Origin of the sequence: Enterobacter sp. BRE11, assembly GCF_031844285.1 — a bacterium.
Taxonomy (GTDB): domain Bacteria; phylum Pseudomonadota; class Gammaproteobacteria; order Enterobacterales; family Enterobacteriaceae; genus Pantoea.
This window is the reverse complement of sequence record NZ_JAUZUX010000001.1, coordinates 217,296-235,053: the sequence shown is the minus strand read 5'-3', so window position 1 is coordinate 235,053 and position 17,758 is coordinate 217,296. Positions and strand designations below refer to the sequence as shown.

Genomic DNA, 17,758 nt, shown 5'->3' with positions numbered 1-17,758 from the left:
CGCCCGCTACCCGCGGGCCGTTTTAGCGGCGGTATAGCTTTCCCGTCCCGCGCCATGCTAACTTTGTTGAGAATAGTTATTAGTTACTGAGGTAGTGAACGATGAAAAAGGGACTTCTGCTGGCTGGGCTGCTGACGTCGGCGGCGTGCGGCGCCACCACATACCCGCTGCAGATCACCGATCTCGACGGCAACGCCATTCGGCTCGACCATGAGCCGCAGCATGTGATCCTGCAGGATGGCCGCGACGTGCTGGCGCTGGCGCTGCTCGACCGCGACAATCCTTTCAGGCGCGTGGTGGCCTGGAATAACCTGCCGAAAAAGCAGGATACCCAGACCTGGGATCTGCTGAAGCAGCGCTGGCCGCAGGCGAGCAGCATTGTTGATATGGGTTTCAACGATCAGGGGCAGGTTAATCTCGAAAGCGTGCTGGCGCAGAAGCCGGACCTGATGATCGCCCAGCTGCGCGCGAAATCGGCGCTGCAGCAGTCAGGCGTGCTGAATACGCTAAAAGGGCTCAACATTCCGGTGCTGTTTATCGACTATGAGCTGCACCCGAAAGAGAACACTGCGCGCAGCGTGACGCTGCTCGGTAAGGTGCTTAACCGGGAGAAAGAGGCGGCCGACTATACCGCCTTTTATCAGCAGCGTTTACAGCAGCTCGACGCGGCTATCGCAACAGTGCCGCAGAAGCCGACGGTGTTTATCGAGCCGATCGCTGGCAACAGCGACAACTGCTGTTTCACCCACGGCCATAACGGCTGGGGCGGACTGGTAGAGGCGGTAGGCGGTAAGAATATCGGCTCCGCGCTGCTGCCGGGCAACGCTGGCTTCGTTTCACTGGAAAAGATTATCGCCATGAAGCCGGACGTTTATATTATGAGCGGCTCAAAGCGTCCTAATTCTGGCGTACTGCCGTTTGGCTATAACACGACGCCGCAGGAGGTTTCCGCCACCTTTAGCGGCCTGCTGAACCGCACCGGCCTGAAGCAGATCGCCCCGGTCAAGAATGGCCGTGTTTATGGGGTTTATCACCACTTCTATAATCATCCTTACAACATCATCGGCATGGAGATTCTGGCGAAAGATCTCTATCCGCAGACGTTTGCAAAGCTCGATCCCACGGCCGACTTCCACTATATCGTGACCCACTTTACCCACCTGCCGGACGCGCCGATCACCTTAAGCGCGCCCTGAACCGCCCACCGCGCGTTGACAAAACGCGCGGTTAATTTACCTTCCTGCCGCGCGAACTTTCGCTACGCTTAAACATACCGCCGTTTACTTTTGTTTCCGCTATTTTCATGCACCTTTTGTGCCGCCAGTTGAAAAAGATTGCCAAAATCAAAAAACGTGGTGAAATGCGCGCGTTTATTTCGCGCGGACGCAATAAACCGTGCAGCAGGGAGTGCAAAACAGACGATCAATAAGGTAGCGTCGCCGTCAGGTTAGCCAGCGGGCTTTCTGCACAGAACGCTGCCGTTCAGGCTCTGCCCGAGGTATTTATGAATTCACACTCCCTGGCCTCTACGCTGAGTAAAAAATTTATTCTTGAGCCGGTTATGTCGCAGTGCGGCCGCTTTGTCGGGTTTGAACTGCTGACGCGCTATACCTCCCTGGCGGGGAAATCGCGCAATCCCTTTATGGTGATTGAAAATATGCCGCGCAGCGAAAAGCGCGATCTGCTCTATGAGCAGCTGAGCGATTTGTCGCCGGTCGTGGCGCTGCTTGAGGCGCGCAACCTGTTCGTCAGTATCAATGTAGACCGCGACATGGTGACCATGCTGGAGGAGGATGTGCGGCTGGGCTGGCTGCTCAGCACCGCCAGCGTCGTACGGTTAGAGGTTTCTGAAGCGATCGACTTTCATCAGGATCGCGAGGCGCGCGACACGCTGCATCGACTAAAGGCGCGCGGCATTCGTTTCTTTCTCGACGATCTCGGTACCGGCTTCGCCAATCTGGCAGCACTTTATACCGGCCTGTTTGAGGCGGTAAAAATCGACAAGCGCTTTTTCTGGGAGCAGAAGGATAAATCGATCTTTTCGGTATTGATGGCCAATATTCAGCGTTATTGTCCGCAGATCATCGTAGAGGGCGTCGAGAATAAAGAGGATCTTGCGACGCTGGAAGATATTCCGCTTTACGGTCTGCAGGGACACTATTTTAGCGCGCTGGAGATAGAGGATTTACCACAGCTTTTCGGTTGACGCTTTTTATTGCGCGCGCTATCGCTTTCGTTAAAAAGCGCGCAATGAATGAGCCTGGCTAAGCAGGGCGGGTAAAACGTAAATAAAACGAAAATAAGGTTGTTTTTACGTTCGCGCTGGACTTCGTTACGCGCCGTGTTGACGCGGTAGCCGGGCAAACCGCCAGGCCGCGTGCAAAAAATTCCACAGGGCAATATTTAGCAGACAAATTAATAGGGCAAATAATTAATTCCGCTCTCTGGTCAGACCCCATACCTGTTTTGCCTGATTAAAATGTTGCGAGGGGATATTTAATGGCGCTTCTGATTCACGCCGAAATATAAGCGGGTGCGATGAGGCATATATCAGGAAATATCCTAATCAGGAGTGTTAGCGCTGCCAAAATAATAGCGACAGTGTTAATCTCTTTGCTCAACACTAGTGATGTGGTGTTGTCTCCTCTAGTTTTTTCCTTGATTTGGCAAGGATTAGCCGGTTTTCGGTATTCAGGAATTTCGATTCCCCCGGTCGATTTCGGTCGGGTTTTCATTTCTGCCTGAGTCTCTTTTCCTCACTCTTCGACCGCTATTTTACGCGTTACGCCTCCATTCTGTTCATCACGCCGCCCGCCGCTCCCGCGCTCTCCATAATTTCTGCCGAGTGTTAAGGAAGCGCTAAACGGCGTAATGTTCTGTAAGTTGCAGATTTTTAAGAGTTTTGGAGATGAAAGCGCCATGCAGATCGCCGATAGTAGCGCTCAACGGCGCGACATTCGCTGTTGCCACTGGAGGTTTACGATGAAAAAAACAACGTTACGCGTTATCGCGACTTTTATTGCATGCAGCTCACTGATTTCTACCGTTTCCTGGGCTGATGGTCCAGGCGACCATCATGGCCAGCCCTGGCAGCATGACGGCGATCGTCGCGATGGCGACCGCCACGACGATCGCGGCCGTGGTCCGCAGGGGCATGGCCCGGATCGCGACCGTTTTGCCGGCAACCCGCATGGCGACCGACAGGACTATCGCGACCGCGATCGCGATCATTTCGCCTGGAACGGACACGATTTTCGCCGCGGCCACCCAATGCCGCACGAATATCGCGGCCCGCACTATCGGGTAGACGACTGGCGCGCACGCCGCCTGCCGGAGCCGCCGCGCGGCGAGTACTGGTCCTATATCGACGGCAACTATGTGCTGATTGCCGCCGCGACCGGCATTATCACCTCGCTGATCCTCGGCAACGCCTTTAACTAAGCCTGCCATTCGGGCGGCCCCGGGCCGCCCGTTCTCCCTGGTTCCCGCCTCGCTCTTCTAAAAACCGGCTGCCTGCGCCCACGCCTGTTCCTCTTTTTTTCACGCTCCCCAGGCTATGCTTTGCTTCCACACTGTTCCCTTTCGCCGGATAAGGAGTCGAGATGACAGCGGTAAAAATGGTGGCGGTCGATATGGACGGCACCTTTCTTGATAACCAGAAGCAGTACGATCGCCCGCGCTTTATGCGCTGCTATGAAGAGATGAAAGCGCGCGGCATTAAGTTTGTCGTCGCCAGCGGCAATCAGTACTACCAGCTGAAATCTTTCTTTCCCGCTATCGCCAGCGAGATCGCCTTTGTGGCGGAAAACGGCGCCTGGATCCTGGATGGCGAAGAAGAGCTGTTCTGTGGCGCATTTTCTCGCCCGGACGTGCACGCGGTGCTGGATACGCTGCAAAACGGCAACTATCCCGGACTGCGTTATATCCTGTGCGGGCGCGAAAGCGCCTACTACTTCAGTGGCGTGGTGGAAGAGCAGTGGCTGGCGAAAATGCGCCACTACTGCCATCGGCTGAAAGCGATCGACTCGCTGGAAGAGACCGGCGACGATCGGCTGTTCAAGTTCGCGCTTAACCTCTCCGACGACTATGTGGAGCCGCTGATGGCGGATATTCAGCGGCTGCACGCGGGCGCGGCGGCGGCGACCTCAAGCGGTCACGGCTCGGTGGATCTTATCGTGCCGGGCCACCACAAGGCCAACGGCCTGAATATTCTGGCGCAGCGCTGGGGCATCGATCATCAGCAGGTGCTGGCGTTTGGCGACGGCGGCAACGATCTGGAGATGCTCAGGCAGTCCGGATTCAGCTTCGCCATGGCCAACGCGCCGCAGCGGGTGAAAGAGGCGGCGCGCTACGCTGCGCCCGGCAATAACGAGGCGGGCGTACTGCAGGTGATTGAGACGATGCTGGCGGGCGCGCCGCCGTTCGCCTGAAGACTGCGCGGGCGGCGGCGGCGCTGCCCGTTATGCCTGCGCGGGCAGCACGCGCCACGCCTGCGTCAGCATCGCGCGCATCGCCTGCTGGCTGTAGTTCACCAGCGAATTTTTACTGTTGGCGCGCGCCAGAATCCACTCCATCTCTTCGCTGCTCAGCGTCTGTTCTGCCTGCCAGAAGGGCGCAATCGCCTGCTGCTGCAGCCAGTTTTTCAAAAAGCGCGCGGGCTGCGCCTCCGGCGTGGCGAAAAGCTGCTGCTGCAGATCCTGCATCAGCTGCTGCTGCTGCGCATCGTCGCTTTCCGCCAGCAGATCGAGAAACGGAAAGAGCAGCCGACCGCAGACTTCGCCGTGATGATAAGGCTTGATGGCGCCCAGCTCGCCAGCGATGCCGTGGATTACGCCCAGCCCGGCGCTGCTGAGGCAGACGCCGCCCAGCCAGGAGGCCATCATCATCGCTTCGCGCGCCGCGTCGCCCTGCGCATCATCGCGGTTCAGCGCGGGCCAGGCCTGAATAAACTGGCGCAGCCCGGTCAACGCCAGCTGTCGGGTGAACAGGTTCCCCTTGCTGGAGAGATAGGCCTCGAACAGATGGGTAAAGGCGTCGATGCCGCAGGTCGCCAGCACCTGATTGGGCGCACCTTTAAGCAGATCCGCATCCAGAATCGCCACCTGCGGCACAAATACCGGATGGCGCAGCGACGCCTTAACCTTGATGTCATGCTGATCGGTCACCACGGCGTTCTGCGTCGCCTCGCTGCCGGTGCCAGCCGTGGTCGGCACCGCGATCAGCGGCAGCGTGACCGCCTGCACCGGCGTATCGCCGACCTTTTCCAGATAGCGCGCGGTGGGAAGCGGATGCTGCACCATGGCGCTGAACGCCTTGGCGCCGTCGAGCACGCTGCCGCCGCCAATCGCCACTACGCGATCCACGTGGCCGCGCCAGCGTGTGACCCAGGCGTCAATCTCAGCCGGTGACGCTTCATGCGCCACGATTTCATAACCAATAATGAGATCGTTTAGTTCGCTTTTCAGCCGCGCATAGATGGGGCCGTTAAGAAAAGAGCGCCCGCAGAACAGCAGCGTAGGCTGAGGATCGGCGCTCAGCAGCGGCACCAGCTTACTGATGCTGCCGCGTCCAGAGAGGGTTCGTTGATTACTGTACAGCTCGATCAGGTTCTCACTCACCGCAACATCCTTATGTCATCAGGAAAAGAGAGAGTGTAACCAAAAGCCGAACGGCGGCAGCGGCAAACTTTCTGATAACACGGCGATGAAAAGTTGATCACCTTCGCAAAACAGAAATTCAGCCCGTGCGGGGAGGTGCTTTCATCAGGATGTTACCCTTAACATGTTACTGGTAACAGGTTGTATCTGGCTGTTACGCCCTTTTTTCGATGCCGTACCCAATGTCCGTTTTGGACTCATGATAACAATATGCTGCTGGCGCTGGCCGGTCAGTAAGGTGGAGAAAACCTATGCCCTTACTTATTGTGGCGCTCGGCGTGGCGTTACTGCTGCTGCTGATGATCCGCTTCAAACTTAATGGATTTATCGCGCTCATTCTGGTGGCGCTGGTGGTCGGCATGATGCAGGGCATGCCGGTCAACAAAGTGATCCTTTCGATTAAAAACGGCGTCGGCGGCACGCTCGGCAGTCTGGCGCTGATTATGGGCTTCGGCGCCATGCTCGGCAAACTGCTGGCCGACTGCGGCGGCGCGCAGCGCATCGCCACCACGCTGATTGAGAAGTTTGGCAAGCAGCATATTCAGTGGGCGCTGGTGCTGACCGGTTTTACCGTCGGCTTCGCGCTCTTTTATGAGGTTGGCTTCGTGCTGATGCTGCCGCTGGTTTTCAGCATCGCCGCGTCGGCGCGCGTGCCGCTGCTCTACGTCGGCGTGCCGATGGCGGCTGCGCTGTCGGTGACGCACGGCTTTTTGCCGCCGCATCCCGGTCCGACGGCGATCGCGACGCTGTTTAACGCCGATATGGGCAAAACCCTGCTGTGGGGCACGCTGCTCGGCATCCCGACGGTGATCCTCGCCGGTCCGGTTTACGCCCGCTTCCTGAAAAGCATCGATAAACCGATCCCGGAAGGGCTCTATAACCCGAAAACTTTTAGCGAAGAAGAGATGCCGGGCTTTGGCGTCAGCGTCTGGACCGCGCTGGTGCCGGTGGTGCTGATGGCGCTGCGCGCGCTGGCGGAAATGGTGCTGCCGAAAGGGCATGTGCTGCTGCCCTATGCGGAGTTTTTCGGCGACCCGGTAATGGCGACGCTGATTGCGGTGCTGATCGCCATCTTTACTTTTGGCCTCAATCGCGGACGCAGCATGGATGAGGTGATGGGCACCATTACCGATTCGATTAAAATTATCGCCATGATGCTGCTGATTATCGGCGGCGGCGGGGCGTTCAAACAGGTCCTGGTAGACAGCGGCGTCGATAAATATATCGCCGCGATGATGCAGGAGAGCAACGTTTCGCCGATCTTTATGGCCTGGTCGATTGCCGCAGTGCTGCGTATTGCGCTCGGCTCCGCCACCGTGGCGGCGATTACCGCGGGCGGCATCGTCGCGCCGCTGATCGCCAGCAGCGGTGCCAGCCCGGAGCTCATGGTGATTGCGGTAGGTTCAGGCAGCGTCATCTTCTCCCACGTCAACGATCCCGGCTTCTGGCTGTTTAAGGAGTATTTCAACCTGACGATTGGCGAGACCATCCGCTCCTGGTCGGCGCTGGAAACCATTATTTCGGTGTGCGGTCTGGTGGGCTGTATGCTGCTGTCGATGGTGATTTAAGCTTCACCGCCGGGCGTCGCCCGGCAATGCGTGTTAGCTGGCCAGCGCGCGAAACGCGGCCAGCTTCTCGTCAGATATTCCCATCTGGGTCGCCGCCAGGCAAATTTGCCTCCAGCTGCTGGCGCCCAGCAGGTTTCCCTCGCGCTGCGCGCGACTCGCCTCTTCCCACTCTCCCGGCACCTGAATCGGCTCGCTGCCGCTCTGCGGCGATCGCCTCACCCAGTCGAGAAAGGCTTCTGCTTCATTCAGCATTGAGAATTCAGGAGAAGAGATGGGCCACAATGCGTGGCCCAAAGAGGCGGTTAATGCGGCTGTTCAAAGCCGGCTTTGACCATTTGCTCGCGTAGTGCGCGCGAAATTTCGCGATTACCGCCGGTCACGGGGTAGATGACATTGTTGATAACATCATCAATATAGTGCTCATTGAACTCTTGCATGCTGAGCTGCGTGCCGCCTTCATCATTGATAGCGAAAGACCCTTTAATGTGGTCGCCAGCATTTTTCGCCTTGAGGCTGTAGCGACCCATACTGGTGTTTATCATGCTCATGGTGTCTCCTTCTTGCTCATCTAACGGTGATCGTCGCAGAGGCCTGCCTTTGCCGCTAAAAGTTTAGCGGATGCAAAAGAGGGAAACGAAGCGTAAGGCGGTTAAAAAAAGAGCTGCTGCGACCGGCGTCGCAAAAATAGTTCAGGCTTATCTGGAGAGCAGGCGCGCAGGCCTGCGTGGAAAGGAGCCCAGCAAAAACGCAGTGACAGTCTATACTCTTATCTGGAAAGGTTTTTTACTGGCAAAGGAACATGGATATGAAAATAATTTTGTGGATTATCGCCATCATTTTCATTGTTGGATTACTAACGCTGACCGGCGTATTTAAGTTAATTTTCTGAATCAACGCGGGCACCGCTCAGGTGCCCTTGCTTCTGCTTTTCTTTGATGCCTGCGCAACCAGACAGCGCGCGATAGGATCGCCGAACGTGTTCGGCAGCAGATCACGTGCCGTCAGGCGCTTATTGCAGCTGGCGCAGCGTGCACCATGAAAGGCCGGATCGGCTGAAAGATTGTGGGTAAAAGTAAACTTCGCACTGCCACAGGCGGTGCAGCGAATCTTCATTACCATACTACTGCTCTCCTTGCCTCAATCGAACAGGCGACATTCTAACAAATCCCTCCAGTTTATTTATCAAAAATCCTAAACAATTAATGCGCGTTATCTTTTTGAATTTATGTTTAATTATTTGATAATTGCATGTTGTTACTGTTGCTTTGGGTGACGTTGACGCGGAGTGGCATACCAGAAGCGACCTGACAAGGCATTGAAAGGGCGCAAGCCGCCCTGTACAGGCGTCTAAAAACGTCACTTTTTTCGGTTTGGTTTCAGTTTGGTTTCAGTTTGGTTTCAGTTTGGTTTCGGTTTGGTTTCAGTCAGATATAATCGCGCCCCTGACGCAGGATTGTATTCAACCAGGACGTAAGCGATCGGACAGGAGCAAGCCGATCGATGCGCCGCCGATTTATACAGGAAAAGAGTTGTGAACCGGTTTTCTTCAGGCGCCATAGTCGGCACCTGCTCCGCGCTTATTTTTTCATCTTCCCTTCAGGCTGCGACGCTTTCGCCTGTACAGAACGGCTGGAATACCTTTACCAGCAACGTGCAGCAGACCTGGCATCAGCCGCAGAACAGCGATTTTTATCTGCCTGCCATCACCTGGCATAATCGCTGGACCTACGACGACGAGCATATCCGGCGCTACAATGAGCGCCCCTGGGGCGCGGGCGGCGGCATCTCGCGCTATGACGACAAGGGCAACTGGCACGGCCTCTACCTGATGGCCTTCAAGGACTCCTATAACAAGTGGGAGCCGTTCACCGGCTACGGCTGGGAGGCGACGTGGCATCCCATCGACGGGAGCCGTTTCCATATCGGCGCGGGCTATACCGCTGGCGTCACGGCGCGCGATAACTGGCACTATATTCCGGTGCCCGCGCTGCTGCCGCTGGCGTCGGTAGGTTATGGACCGCTGAATTTTCAGATGACCTATATTCCGGGCACTTACAATAACGGCAACGTTTACTTCGCCTGGCTGCGGTTTCAGTTTTAACTTTTCGGGGCATCGGCCAGGCGGGGGAGAAGTGAAAAAAAGGCGATATTTATCACTTTTTCATCAATTCTCACTGGACAAATGTCACGGCAATTGCTGTACTAGATGGCGACACAGTTTAGTGTCCATTTTTCATGTAAAGGTAATATAGATGTCCAAGATTAAAGGTAACGTTAAGTGGTTTAATGAATCTAAAGGATTCGGTTTCATTACTCCGGAAGATGGCAGCAAAGACGTGTTCGTACACTTCTCTGCTATCCAGAGCAACGGCTTCAAAACTCTGGCTGAAGGTCAGCGCGTAGAGTTTGAAATCACCGAAGGCGCCAAAGGCCCATCTGCTGCTAACGTTATCAGCCTGTAAGTTAACAGTCAGAATTTCAAAAACCCGCCCTATGGCGGGTTTTTTTATGCCTTAAAAAGGCGCAAAACCTGCCCTACCTGCTGACCAGCATTCGCCTCACCTGATTCGCGCACTATGCATGCCTGACGCCGCACGAACTACGGCGCCAGTCACATAAAATCCTCATAACATTATTATAACAATCCTTATTTACAGCTTTTTTGTTGCTGACGCTATATAACAGAGCGGCAGCATTATCTTCTTCAGGAGGCAGGATGAATATACGTCAGGCACAGGCGAAAGACAGCTTTGCGCTCGGTGCACTGCTGGCCGAATTAGGCTATGGCGGCACCGAGAGCTTTATCGACAAACGTCTTGCCCAGCTGCGCAGCGATCCCGACGAGATGCTGCTGGTGGCGGAGCATGGCACCCAGGTGCTGGGATTCCTGTCGATGCATTTTATTCCTCAGCTGGCGCTGGCGGGCGACTTTGCGCGCATCAGCTATTTTTGCATCGCAGAAGGGGAGCGCAGTAAGGGGGTTGGTCAGCAGCTGCTCCAGCACGCCGAAGCGATGGCGATGCAGCGCGGCTGCGACCGTATGGAAGTACACTGCCACGCCTCGCGGCTCAAAGCGAATCAGTTTTACCTGCGCGAAGGCTATGAAGAGTCGCCGCGCTACCATATCAAAGGTCTGAGCTAAGCCGCGTCTCGCGTCCGGCGGCAATCGCCAGCGCACTGGCCAGCATCTCCAGCTGCCTCTCCTGCAAACAGGCGATGCTGACGCGGATAAACTGCGTCGGCCCCAGCCGACAGCGTTCGCCGGGCAGCACGGCGATGCCGCGCGCCGCCAGAGTGATCATCGCATATTGCTCCGACGCCACCGGTATGCAGATGCTCAGGCCGTCGCGTATCGGCAGCCGCAGCCCCTGCGCCGCCAGCGCCGCCAGCATGTGCTCGCGACGCTGGCGATAGATCGCGCGCGCGTCAGCGATGGTCGCCTGCGTGGCGGCGTCCTGCAGCAGCCAGGCGACGCTATCCTGCAAAATTCGGCTGGTCCAGCTGACGCCGAAGTTACGCCACGCCTGAATGCGCCTCACCATCTCCGCCGTCGCGGAGAGCACCGCCAGCCGCAGATCGGGGCCGTACGCTTTGGAAAAGGAGCGGACGTGCAGCGTGCGGTCAGGGAAAATATTGCCGAGGCTCCAGGCGGGGATCGCGGAGAGATCGCCCAGCCCGTCATCTTCGACAATCAGCGTTGTGCTGTGCGCCAGCGTCTGCGCCAGCGCGGCCTGGCGCGCTTCGCTGACGCTGTTGCCGGTCGCGGAATGGGTACGCGGCTGGTAAATCACCATTACCGGCGACTTCTGCAGCAGCGCGGCAAGCATCTCCGGCAGCGGTCCCTCATCGTCGCAGGCTAACGGCAGGATTTCCGCACCGACGTTATCGAGCATATCCAGCAGTCGCGTGGCGGTGGGATCCTCAATCACCACGCGATCGCCCGGCGATACCAGCGTCTGCACCACCAGATTCATCGCGTCAAAGCCGCCGTCCGTCGCCAGAAAGGCTTCGGCCGCATAGGGCCAGCGCGGCTTAATAGCGGACAACAGCACCGGCGAAATGGCCTCGCGTACATAGCTGTTCAGATGCGGCGACTGCAGCGCGGCCTGTAGGGCTGGCTGCAGATCGGGCAGCAGCGCGGGATCGGGCGAGGCCATCGCCAGATCGGCGCGGATGCTGTCGCCGTAGTTGCCGATCTTTTCAAAGCGAATTGGGCGCGGCATCACGGTATTGCCCGACACCCAGACGCCGCTGCGTCCTTTACCCGCCAGCACCTTATGTTTTTTAAGCTGCCCCCAGGCCGCCGACACCGTTGCCGGACTGACCCCCAGCTTCTCCGCCAGCTCGCGTACGGCAGGCATCTGCATACCTACCGTAATCTTGCCCTCGCGGATCAGCGTGGAAGCGGCCAGCGCAATGCCTTTTACTGAGGCGTCGCTTATCTGCTCGCTCAGCCAGTCGATATCCACCGTTTGCGTCATAAGAAAATACTTTGTTCAGTAACGAATTAATGATTGTTTAGATTAGTATTCCCGAACTAGTATCAATTTCAAGCACTATTTGATGAATAAAACAGCGGTGCCGCAGGGCGCTGCCTGCTAACGGGGCAAACATGAGCAGATTAACCGTCAGACTGGCCGTGCGCGACTGGGATTACTTTACGCCGCTGGCGTTGGGCGACCTGCGGCCGGAGGGCTTTGAGCTAGTGATTGACCGCGTCGGCACGCTGGTCGATAACCTGGCAGTGAGTTCCGACTATGAGGGCGGTGAAGTCTCTTTCAGCCGCTATGCCCAGGGACGCGCGCGCGGCGAAACCGGCCTGCTCGGGCTGCCGCACTTTCTGATGCGCGGCTTTCGTCAGCGCTGCATTATCACCACCGTCGACAGCCCGCTCACGACGCCAGCGCAGCTGAAAGGCAAGCGTATCGGCGTCACCGGCTGGCAGGACTCCGGCAACACCTGGACGCGTGCCGTGCTGCGCGAGGCGGGCATAGAGATCGACGATGCTTACTGGTATGCCGGTCGCCTGACGGAGGCGCATCCTGTTGTCGATCGCCTGGCAGGCTTTGGCCGTCCAGGCCGCATCGAGGCGGCGCCGGGCGAGCGTCCGCTGCTCGATCTGCTGCGGGCAGGGGAGCTGGACGCGCTGTTTACGCCTTTTATGCCGGAAGGCTTTTTCCTGCCAGACTCCGGATTGCGTCAGCTACAGGTCGATTTCCAGCAGGCGGAGCGCGACTATTTCCGCCGCGTCGGCTATGTGCCGGGTATTCATATCCTGGCGCTCAAGCCGGCGCTGGCCGAGGCGCACCCCTGGCTGCCGCAGGCGCTCAGCGAGATTATCGATCGCTCATGGCGGCTGTGGATGCAAAAGCGGGAGAAGTACGCCGACACCACGCCCTGGCTGCTGGACGATTTGCGACGCACCGCGCAGGAATTGCCCGCCAGCTGGAATCAGAACGGGTTTGAGGTTAACAAGAAGATGATTGCCGACTTCGCCGATGAGCTTTATCTGCAGGGTTTAACGAAAACGCGCCTGACGCCGGAAGCGCTCTTCCCGGCGGCCAGCAAGGGGGACATATGATGAAAGTAGCGATGGGGCAGTTCGCGGTCAGCCGCGAGTGGCAGGAAAACGCGGCTATCTGCCTCGATCTGATGGCGCGCGCCGAAGCGGGCGGCGCCGATCTGCTGGTGCTGCCGGAAGGGGTGCTGGCGCGTGATATCGCCGATCCCGATCTGGTGCTGAAAGCGGCCCAGCCGCTGGACGGCCCGTTTCTGACGCAGCTGCTGGCAAAAAGCCGTGACAGCGCGCTGACCACCATGATGAGCATTCATGTGCCGACTGAGGGCGACAAAGCGCTGAACGTGCTGGTTGCGCTGCGCAACGGCGAAATCATCGCCGCCTATGAAAAACTGCACCTTTACGACGCCTTCGCCATGCAGGAATCACAGCGCGTTAATCCCGGTGCCGCTATCCCGCCGCTGGTTGAGGTCGCCGGCATGAAGGTGGGGTTGATGACCTGCTACGACGTGCGTTTTCCTGAGCTGGCGCGGCGTCTGGCGCTGGACGGCGCCGAGGTGCTGGTGCTGCCCGCCGCCTGGGTGAAAGGTCCGCTGAAAGAGATGCACTGGGAGCTGCTCACCACGGCGCGCGCGCTGGAAAACACCTGCTATATGGTAGCGGTGGGCGAGTGCGGACCGCGCAATATCGGCAACAGCCTGGTCGTCGATCCGTTGGGCGTCGCCATCGCCAAAGCGCCGGAGTCGACCGCGCTGGTGTTTGCAGAGCTCGATCCGCAGCGTATCGCCTATGCGCGCAGCGTGCTGCCGGTACTGGAAAATCGTCGCTTCGCCCGTCCAGAACTTAAAACAGAATAAGCACGTCTGGGAGAAATCACCGTGAAAAAGAGTGCAACCGCCATTTTGCTGGCGCTTGGCCTGAACGCCTCGCTGGCCAACGCCGCCGAGGCTATTCCAACGCAGCAGGTTGACCAGGGACTGCATGACCGCCTGCCCGACGCCATTAAGCAGGCGGGCAAGATGATCTCGGTTAACAACGGATCCTTTCCGCCCTATGAAATCGTCAACGGCCCGCACGCCATGGACGGCGCTTCCGCCGACCTCAGCAGCGCGCTGAGCCAGCTGCTGGGGGTGAAAATCGAACACGCCACGGTCAGCGGTCTTTCTGGCGTGCTCTCCGGCATTAACTCGGGGCGCTATCAGCTGGCGATCGGCCCGATTGGGGACTACCCGGATCGTCAGCAGAAAGTGGACTTTATCGACTTCGTGCAGGAGTTCGTGGTGTTCGGGGTACAAAAAGGCAATCCGCAAAAGATTAACGGGCTGGAGGATACCTGCGGCAAACGCATCGCGGTGATGGCGGCGGGATCGGCAGAGCAGGTGATCCGCAAACAGTCGGAAGCGTGCGTGGCGGCAGGTAAACCGGCCGTGGTGGTGCAATCCTTTACCGATCAGCCTTCGTCGATTCTGGCGGTACGCTCGAAGCGATCTGACGCCTTCTTCTCCTCGCAGGCGCCGCTGACATATTTTATTGAGCAGGCGAGCGGTCAGCTTGAGCTGGCGGGCAAAGGGCAGAAAAACGGCTTCGGCGATATTTTCCAGGGCACGGTGGTGCCGAAAGGATCGCCGTTAGGCCAGGTGGTGCTGGATGGCTATAAGTTGCTTTACCAAAACGGCACCTACGCCGCCATCATGAAAAAGTGGAAGCTGGACGGCAATATGATTGGCGCGCCGGGTCTCAACCTGGCGAAAGGGGCAGTAAAATGAGTTCAGACATCCACAATACACGAGCCACGGACAGGCCCGACGTGCAGCAGCGCGACGTGGCTTTCGCCCGCAGCGCGCCCGCCTGGGGACGCTGGGTCTCCTGGATTGTGGCGCTGATCCTCGGCTCCAACTTTCTCTGGCTGGTGGCGACCAATCCTAACTTCGAATGGCAGGTGGTGCTGCAGTGGTTTACCGAGGAATCGGTGCTGAAGGGGCTGGAAATCACGCTCGGCCTGACCGTCATCTCAATGATCCTCGGCACCGGGCTGGGACTGCTGCTGGCAGTGTGGCGTCTGTCGGAAAATCGGCTGCTGAGCGGCATCGCCAGCCTCTATATCTGGTTCTTTCGCGGCACGCCGCTGCTGGTGCAGCTGATATTCTGGTACAACCTGTCGACGCTGTTTCCCACGCTTTCGTTGACGCTGCCCTGGACATCCGTGACCTGGGCGAGCTGGAACACCAACGACCTGATCACGCCGCTGACGGCGGCCATCGCCGGGCTGGCGCTGAACGAGGCGGCCTATATGGCGGAGATTATCCGCGCCGGCCTGCTGTCGGTGGACAACGGCCAGGTTGAAACCACCCAGGCCTTCGGCATGAGCCGCAGCCGCGCGCTGCGACGCATCATTATTCCGCAGGCGATGCGCGCCATTATTCCGCCCAGCGGCAACCAGCTGATCAGCATGATTAAGGCGACCTCGCTGGTCAGCGTCATCGCAATGGGCGACCTGCTCTATTCGGTGCAGGCTATTTATAACCGCACCTTTGAAATTATCCCGATGCTGATGGTGGCGGTGATCTGGTATCTGCTGATTACCTCAATCCTGAACGTCGGCCAGTCGGCGATAGAGCGCTACTACGCGCGCGGCACGCGCCGTACGGTAGAAGCGGCGACATCGCGCGCATCCACGCCGCTCTCCGGCGCGCGCCTGCTGCAGAAGGAGGATTTATGAGTGCTGTCGCGCCGCTGGTCAGCGCGCGTAACGTCCATAAAAGTTACGGCCATAACCAGGTACTGAAAGGGATCGATCTCGACGTTTTTCCCGGCGAGGTGGTGGTGATACTCGGGCCGTCCGGCTCGGGCAAATCGACCTTTCTGCGCTGCATCAACCATCTGGAAGATATGAACGGCGGTTCGATCATGGTGGGAGATGAGCAGATTGGCTACGAGCTGAAAAAGGGCATTCTGCATCGTCTCTCGCCGCGTAAGATTGCCCACCAGCGGCAGAAGATCGGTATGGTGTTTCAGCAGTTCAATCTCTATCCCCACCTGACGGTGCTGCAGAACATTATCGAAGCGCCGATCGGCGTGCATAAATTTCCGCGTCACGAGGCGATCGCCTATGCGCGTTCGCTGCTGGCGACGGTAGGATTGAGCGACAAGGCGGACGCCTGGCCGCGGCATCTGTCCGGCGGTCAGCAGCAGCGTGTGGCGATTGCTCGCGCGCTGGCGATTAAGCCGACGCTGATGCTGTTCGACGAGCCGACCTCGGCGCTTGACCCAGAGCTGGTCGGCGAAGTGCTGGCCACCATGCGCACGCTGGCGGATCAGGGACTGACTATGATCGTCGTGACCCACGAAATTGGTTTCGCGCGCGAAGCGGCCGATCGGGTGGTATTTATGGATGGTGGCGTGGTGGTGGAGCAGGGGCCGCCCGAGCAGGTGATTGCGCAGCCGCAGCATCCGCGAACCCAGGCGTTTCTGAGCCGTTTTATTTAACGCTGCATCAACAATCTTACTCTGTTACAGAATCTAGTTGAGGTTGGCGGCGATCTGCGCGTAAATAGCACTGTTCATTTTCGCTTAGGTTGAAAGGTAAAGTATGGAAGGTATCAGTATTGCCAAACTGCTGATCATCGGTGCGCTCATCGTACTGCTTTTTGGCACCAACAAGTTACGTTCACTGGGTGGCGATCTGGGCTCCGCGATCAAAGGCTTTAAAAAAGCCATGAAAGATGAAGAACCCACCGCAACCAGGACAACGGCTGAAGATGTTCCGGCAGAGCGCGTCACCCATAAAGAGTGATGCATGACCGCCAGAGAATAGATGTAAATATTTATTTCTCACGGACATAAAAAAACCAGACCTTACAGCGTCTGGTTTTTTATTGCCTGCGACAGGGCGGAGCTTATTTCACTTCCAGACCTTTCGCCTGCATATCCGCATGATAGGAGGAGCGTACAAAAGGACCACATGCGGCATGGGTAAAGCCCATCGCCAGCGCTTCCTCTTTCATCTCGTCGAACTCGGCTGGGCTGACGTAGCGTTGAACCGGCAGATGGTGACGGCTCGGCTGCAGGTACTGGCCCAGCGTCAGCATGGTGACGCCGTGACGGCGCAGATCGCGCATCACTTCGATGATTTCCGCATTGGTTTCACCCAGGCCCACCATCAGACCCGATTTCGTCGGGATCGACGGGTGCGCTTCTTTAAAGCGTTCCAGCAGCTTCAGCGACCACTCGTAGTTGGCTCCCGGACGCACCTGGCGGTAGACGCGCGGCACGTTCTCAAGATTGTGGTTGAAGACGTCCGGCGGCGTGGCAGTGAGGATCTCCAGCGCGCGATCCATACGCCCACGGAAGTCAGGTACCAGGGTTTCTATTTTGATGGTCGGGCTCTTTTCGCGAATCGCGCTGATGCAGTCGGCGAAGTGCTGCGCGCCGCCGTCTCGCAGATCATCGCGGTCCACCGAGGTAATGACCACATAGCGCAGCGCCATATCGGCGATAGTCTGCGCCAGCTTCAGCGGCTCGCCAGCGTCTGGCGCGTTAGGGCGGCCGTGCGCCACGTCGCAGAAGGGGCAGCGGCGGGTGCAGATGGCGCCGAGGATCATAAAGGTCGCGGTGCCGTGGTTAAAGCATTCGGCCAGGTTAGGGCAGGAGGCCTCTTCGCACACCGAGTGCAGGCCGTTTTTGCGCATCGCCGCCTTGATGCCCTGGATTCGACTGGAATCCGCAGGCAGCTTGATTTTCATCCATTCGGGCTTGCGTAACAGCTCCTGACGTTCTGTCACCACGGTTTTCACCGGGATCAGCGCCATTTTATCTGCGTCACGATATTTGACGCCGCGTTCCATCTGAATTGGTTTACTCATAAGTCTGCAGGTTCCGGTCGGATTGCGTAGCGAGAGCTTTCGCCTTCAGGTCAGTGGTAAAGCTTTCAACTTTATTTGATAAAATTTCAAAAATTATATCAGTTCCGCCTGGCAGAAGCAGCCGTCCGGCGGCGGGAAAAGTTACAATTTTGT

General features: G+C 57.8%; 21 protein-coding genes. 15 read left to right on the top strand and 6 right to left on the bottom strand.

Annotated elements, in window-relative coordinates; genetic code table 11:
• The first annotated feature begins 101 nt into the window (after positions 1-101).
• From Q9R34_RS01150 to Q9R34_RS01135, 4 genes are all read left to right on the top strand, one after another.
• Positions 102-1,196 carry an ABC transporter substrate-binding protein gene (locus Q9R34_RS01150; protein ID WP_485892060.1) on the top strand — a complete coding sequence of 365 codons (1,095 nt, stop codon included), beginning with the start codon at positions 102-104 and terminating at the stop codon, positions 1,194-1,196.
• Between the two features lie 308 nt (positions 1,197-1,504).
• Positions 1,505-2,206, top strand: coding sequence for an EAL domain-containing protein (locus Q9R34_RS01145; protein WP_434123900.1), 702 nt, complete (start codon positions 1,505-1,507; stop codon positions 2,204-2,206).
• Between the two features lie 776 nt (positions 2,207-2,982).
• Positions 2,983-3,441 carry an RcnB family protein gene (locus Q9R34_RS01140; protein WP_434123898.1) on the top strand — a complete coding sequence of 153 codons (459 nt, stop codon included), beginning with the start codon at positions 2,983-2,985 and terminating at the stop codon, positions 3,439-3,441.
• A 161-nt stretch (positions 3,442-3,602) separates the two neighbouring features.
• On the top strand, positions 3,603-4,430 hold the full coding sequence (locus tag Q9R34_RS01135) for a Cof-type HAD-IIB family hydrolase (RefSeq protein ID WP_485892059.1): 828 nt from the start codon (positions 3,603-3,605) through the stop codon (positions 4,428-4,430).
• A 30-nt stretch (positions 4,431-4,460) separates the two neighbouring features.
• Here the strand turns inward: Q9R34_RS01135 and Q9R34_RS01130 are convergent, their stop codons facing one another.
• The gene (locus Q9R34_RS01130) at positions 4,461-5,618 is read right to left on the bottom strand and encodes an iron-containing alcohol dehydrogenase (RefSeq protein WP_485892058.1); all 1,158 of its coding nucleotides are present in this window, start codon (positions 5,616-5,618) and stop codon (positions 4,461-4,463) included.
• Between the two features lie 290 nt (positions 5,619-5,908).
• Here Q9R34_RS01130 and gntT point away from each other — a divergent pair, with 290 nt between their 5' ends.
• Positions 5,909-7,225 (top strand): gluconate transporter, encoded by a 1,317-nt coding sequence (gene gntT / locus Q9R34_RS01125; protein WP_434123895.1) that lies wholly within the window; start codon positions 5,909-5,911, stop codon positions 7,223-7,225.
• 33 nt (positions 7,226-7,258) lie between these two features.
• Here the strand turns inward: gntT and Q9R34_RS01120 are convergent, their stop codons facing one another.
• The gene (locus Q9R34_RS01120; protein WP_434123894.1) at positions 7,259-7,477 is read right to left on the bottom strand and encodes a hypothetical protein; all 219 of its coding nucleotides are present in this window, start codon (positions 7,475-7,477) and stop codon (positions 7,259-7,261) included.
• 50 nt (positions 7,478-7,527) lie between these two features.
• Positions 7,528-7,773, bottom strand: a complete 246-nt coding sequence (locus Q9R34_RS01115) for a hypothetical protein (RefSeq protein WP_434123893.1) — start codon at positions 7,771-7,773, stop codon at positions 7,528-7,530.
• Between the two features lie 251 nt (positions 7,774-8,024).
• On the opposite strand from Q9R34_RS01115, the gene Q9R34_RS01110 reads away from it, so the two are divergent.
• Positions 8,025-8,114: a small membrane protein YohP gene (locus Q9R34_RS01110; protein ID WP_445260702.1), complete on the top strand. Its 90-nt coding sequence runs from the start codon at positions 8,025-8,027 to the stop codon at positions 8,112-8,114.
• 17 nt (positions 8,115-8,131) lie between these two features.
• Here the strand turns inward: Q9R34_RS01110 and Q9R34_RS01105 are convergent, their stop codons facing one another.
• On the bottom strand, positions 8,132-8,344 hold the full coding sequence (locus Q9R34_RS01105; protein WP_434123891.1) for an ECs_2282 family putative zinc-binding protein: 213 nt from the start codon (positions 8,342-8,344) through the stop codon (positions 8,132-8,134).
• Between the two features lie 412 nt (positions 8,345-8,756).
• Here Q9R34_RS01105 and pagP point away from each other — a divergent pair, with 412 nt between their 5' ends.
• The 3 genes from pagP (at position 8,757) to Q9R34_RS01090 (ending at position 10,367) form a co-directional block, all read left to right on the top strand.
• Positions 8,757-9,326: a lipid IV(A) palmitoyltransferase PagP gene (pagP, locus tag Q9R34_RS01100; protein ID WP_485892056.1), complete on the top strand. Its 570-nt coding sequence runs from the start codon at positions 8,757-8,759 to the stop codon at positions 9,324-9,326.
• A gap of 151 nt (positions 9,327-9,477) precedes the next feature.
• Positions 9,478-9,687 carry a transcription antiterminator/RNA stability regulator CspE gene (gene cspE, locus Q9R34_RS01095; RefSeq protein WP_033751857.1) on the top strand — a complete coding sequence of 70 codons (210 nt, stop codon included), beginning with the start codon at positions 9,478-9,480 and terminating at the stop codon, positions 9,685-9,687.
• A gap of 254 nt (positions 9,688-9,941) precedes the next feature.
• Entirely contained in the window at positions 9,942-10,367 is a 426-nt protein-coding gene (locus Q9R34_RS01090) for a GNAT family N-acetyltransferase (RefSeq protein WP_485892055.1), read from the top strand.
• Here Q9R34_RS01090 and Q9R34_RS01085 read toward each other — a convergent pair.
• Positions 10,351-11,706 (bottom strand): aminotransferase class I/II-fold pyridoxal phosphate-dependent enzyme, encoded by a 1,356-nt coding sequence (locus Q9R34_RS01085; protein ID WP_485892054.1) that lies wholly within the window; start codon positions 11,704-11,706, stop codon positions 10,351-10,353. The two genes, Q9R34_RS01090 and Q9R34_RS01085, sit on opposite strands and share 17 nt — an antisense overlap.
• 131 nt (positions 11,707-11,837) lie before the next feature.
• Here Q9R34_RS01085 and Q9R34_RS01080 point away from each other — a divergent pair, with 131 nt between their 5' ends.
• The 6 genes from Q9R34_RS01080 to tatE all read left to right on the top strand — a co-directional run bounded on the left by Q9R34_RS01080 (position 11,838) and on the right by tatE (position 16,536).
• Positions 11,838-12,806: a substrate-binding domain-containing protein gene (locus tag Q9R34_RS01080; RefSeq protein WP_434123887.1), complete on the top strand. Its 969-nt coding sequence runs from the start codon at positions 11,838-11,840 to the stop codon at positions 12,804-12,806.
• Entirely contained in the window at positions 12,806-13,600 is a 795-nt protein-coding gene (locus Q9R34_RS01075) for a deaminated glutathione amidase (protein ID WP_096073883.1), read from the top strand. The genes Q9R34_RS01080 and Q9R34_RS01075 overlap by 1 nt, the downstream gene beginning before the upstream one ends.
• Before the next feature lie 21 nt (positions 13,601-13,621).
• Complete coding sequence (locus Q9R34_RS01070) at positions 13,622-14,509, top strand: ABC transporter substrate-binding protein (protein WP_485892053.1); 888 nt, start codon at positions 13,622-13,624, stop codon at positions 14,507-14,509.
• Entirely contained in the window at positions 14,506-15,462 is a 957-nt protein-coding gene (locus tag Q9R34_RS01065) for an amino acid ABC transporter permease (protein WP_485892052.1), read from the top strand. The genes Q9R34_RS01070 and Q9R34_RS01065 overlap by 4 nt, the downstream gene beginning before the upstream one ends.
• The gene (locus Q9R34_RS01060; RefSeq protein ID WP_485892051.1) at positions 15,459-16,229 is read left to right on the top strand and encodes an amino acid ABC transporter ATP-binding protein; all 771 of its coding nucleotides are present in this window, start codon (positions 15,459-15,461) and stop codon (positions 16,227-16,229) included. Before Q9R34_RS01065 ends, Q9R34_RS01060 begins: the two co-directional genes overlap by 4 nt.
• A 103-nt stretch (positions 16,230-16,332) precedes the next feature.
• Positions 16,333-16,536: a twin-arginine translocase subunit TatE gene (gene tatE, locus Q9R34_RS01055; RefSeq protein ID WP_216493130.1), complete on the top strand. Its 204-nt coding sequence runs from the start codon at positions 16,333-16,335 to the stop codon at positions 16,534-16,536.
• 103 nt (positions 16,537-16,639) lie between these two features.
• Here the strand turns inward: tatE and lipA are convergent, their stop codons facing one another.
• Positions 16,640-17,605, bottom strand: a complete 966-nt coding sequence (gene lipA / locus Q9R34_RS01050) for a lipoyl synthase (RefSeq protein ID WP_434123883.1) — start codon at positions 17,603-17,605, stop codon at positions 16,640-16,642.
• Positions 17,606-17,758: the final 153 nt, after the last annotated feature.

Coding starts and splice junctions, on each gene's coding strand:
- Q9R34_RS01060 (WP_485892051.1), top strand. CDS start 15,459: ATGAGTGCTGTCGCGCCGCTGGTCAGCGCGCGTAACGTCCATAAAAGT.
- Q9R34_RS01145 (WP_434123900.1), top strand. CDS start 1,505: ATGAATTCACACTCCCTGGCCTCTACGCTGAGTAAAAAATTTATTCTT.
- Q9R34_RS01115 (WP_434123893.1), bottom strand. CDS start 7,773: ATGAGCATGATAAACACCAGTATGGGTCGCTACAGCCTCAAGGCGAAA.
- Q9R34_RS01080 (WP_434123887.1), top strand. CDS start 11,838: ATGAGCAGATTAACCGTCAGACTGGCCGTGCGCGACTGGGATTACTTT.
- Q9R34_RS01105 (WP_434123891.1), bottom strand. CDS start 8,344: ATGGTAATGAAGATTCGCTGCACCGCCTGTGGCAGTGCGAAGTTTACT.
- tatE (WP_216493130.1), top strand. CDS start 16,333: ATGGAAGGTATCAGTATTGCCAAACTGCTGATCATCGGTGCGCTCATC.
- Q9R34_RS01090 (WP_485892055.1), top strand. CDS start 9,942: ATGAATATACGTCAGGCACAGGCGAAAGACAGCTTTGCGCTCGGTGCA.
- lipA (WP_434123883.1), bottom strand. CDS start 17,605: ATGAGTAAACCAATTCAGATGGAACGCGGCGTCAAATATCGTGACGCA.
- Q9R34_RS01140 (WP_434123898.1), top strand. CDS start 2,983: ATGAAAAAAACAACGTTACGCGTTATCGCGACTTTTATTGCATGCAGC.
- Q9R34_RS01075 (WP_096073883.1), top strand. CDS start 12,806: ATGAAAGTAGCGATGGGGCAGTTCGCGGTCAGCCGCGAGTGGCAGGAA.
- Q9R34_RS01110 (WP_445260702.1), top strand. CDS start 8,025: ATGGATATGAAAATAATTTTGTGGATTATCGCCATCATTTTCATTGTT.
- Q9R34_RS01120 (WP_434123894.1), bottom strand. CDS start 7,477: ATGCTGAATGAAGCAGAAGCCTTTCTCGACTGGGTGAGGCGATCGCCG.
- Q9R34_RS01065 (WP_485892052.1), top strand. CDS start 14,506: ATGAGTTCAGACATCCACAATACACGAGCCACGGACAGGCCCGACGTG.
- Q9R34_RS01135 (WP_485892059.1), top strand. CDS start 3,603: ATGACAGCGGTAAAAATGGTGGCGGTCGATATGGACGGCACCTTTCTT.
- gntT (WP_434123895.1), top strand. CDS start 5,909: ATGCCCTTACTTATTGTGGCGCTCGGCGTGGCGTTACTGCTGCTGCTG.
- Q9R34_RS01085 (WP_485892054.1), bottom strand. CDS start 11,706: ATGACGCAAACGGTGGATATCGACTGGCTGAGCGAGCAGATAAGCGAC.
- cspE (WP_033751857.1), top strand. CDS start 9,478: ATGTCCAAGATTAAAGGTAACGTTAAGTGGTTTAATGAATCTAAAGGA.
- Q9R34_RS01150 (WP_485892060.1), top strand. CDS start 102: ATGAAAAAGGGACTTCTGCTGGCTGGGCTGCTGACGTCGGCGGCGTGC.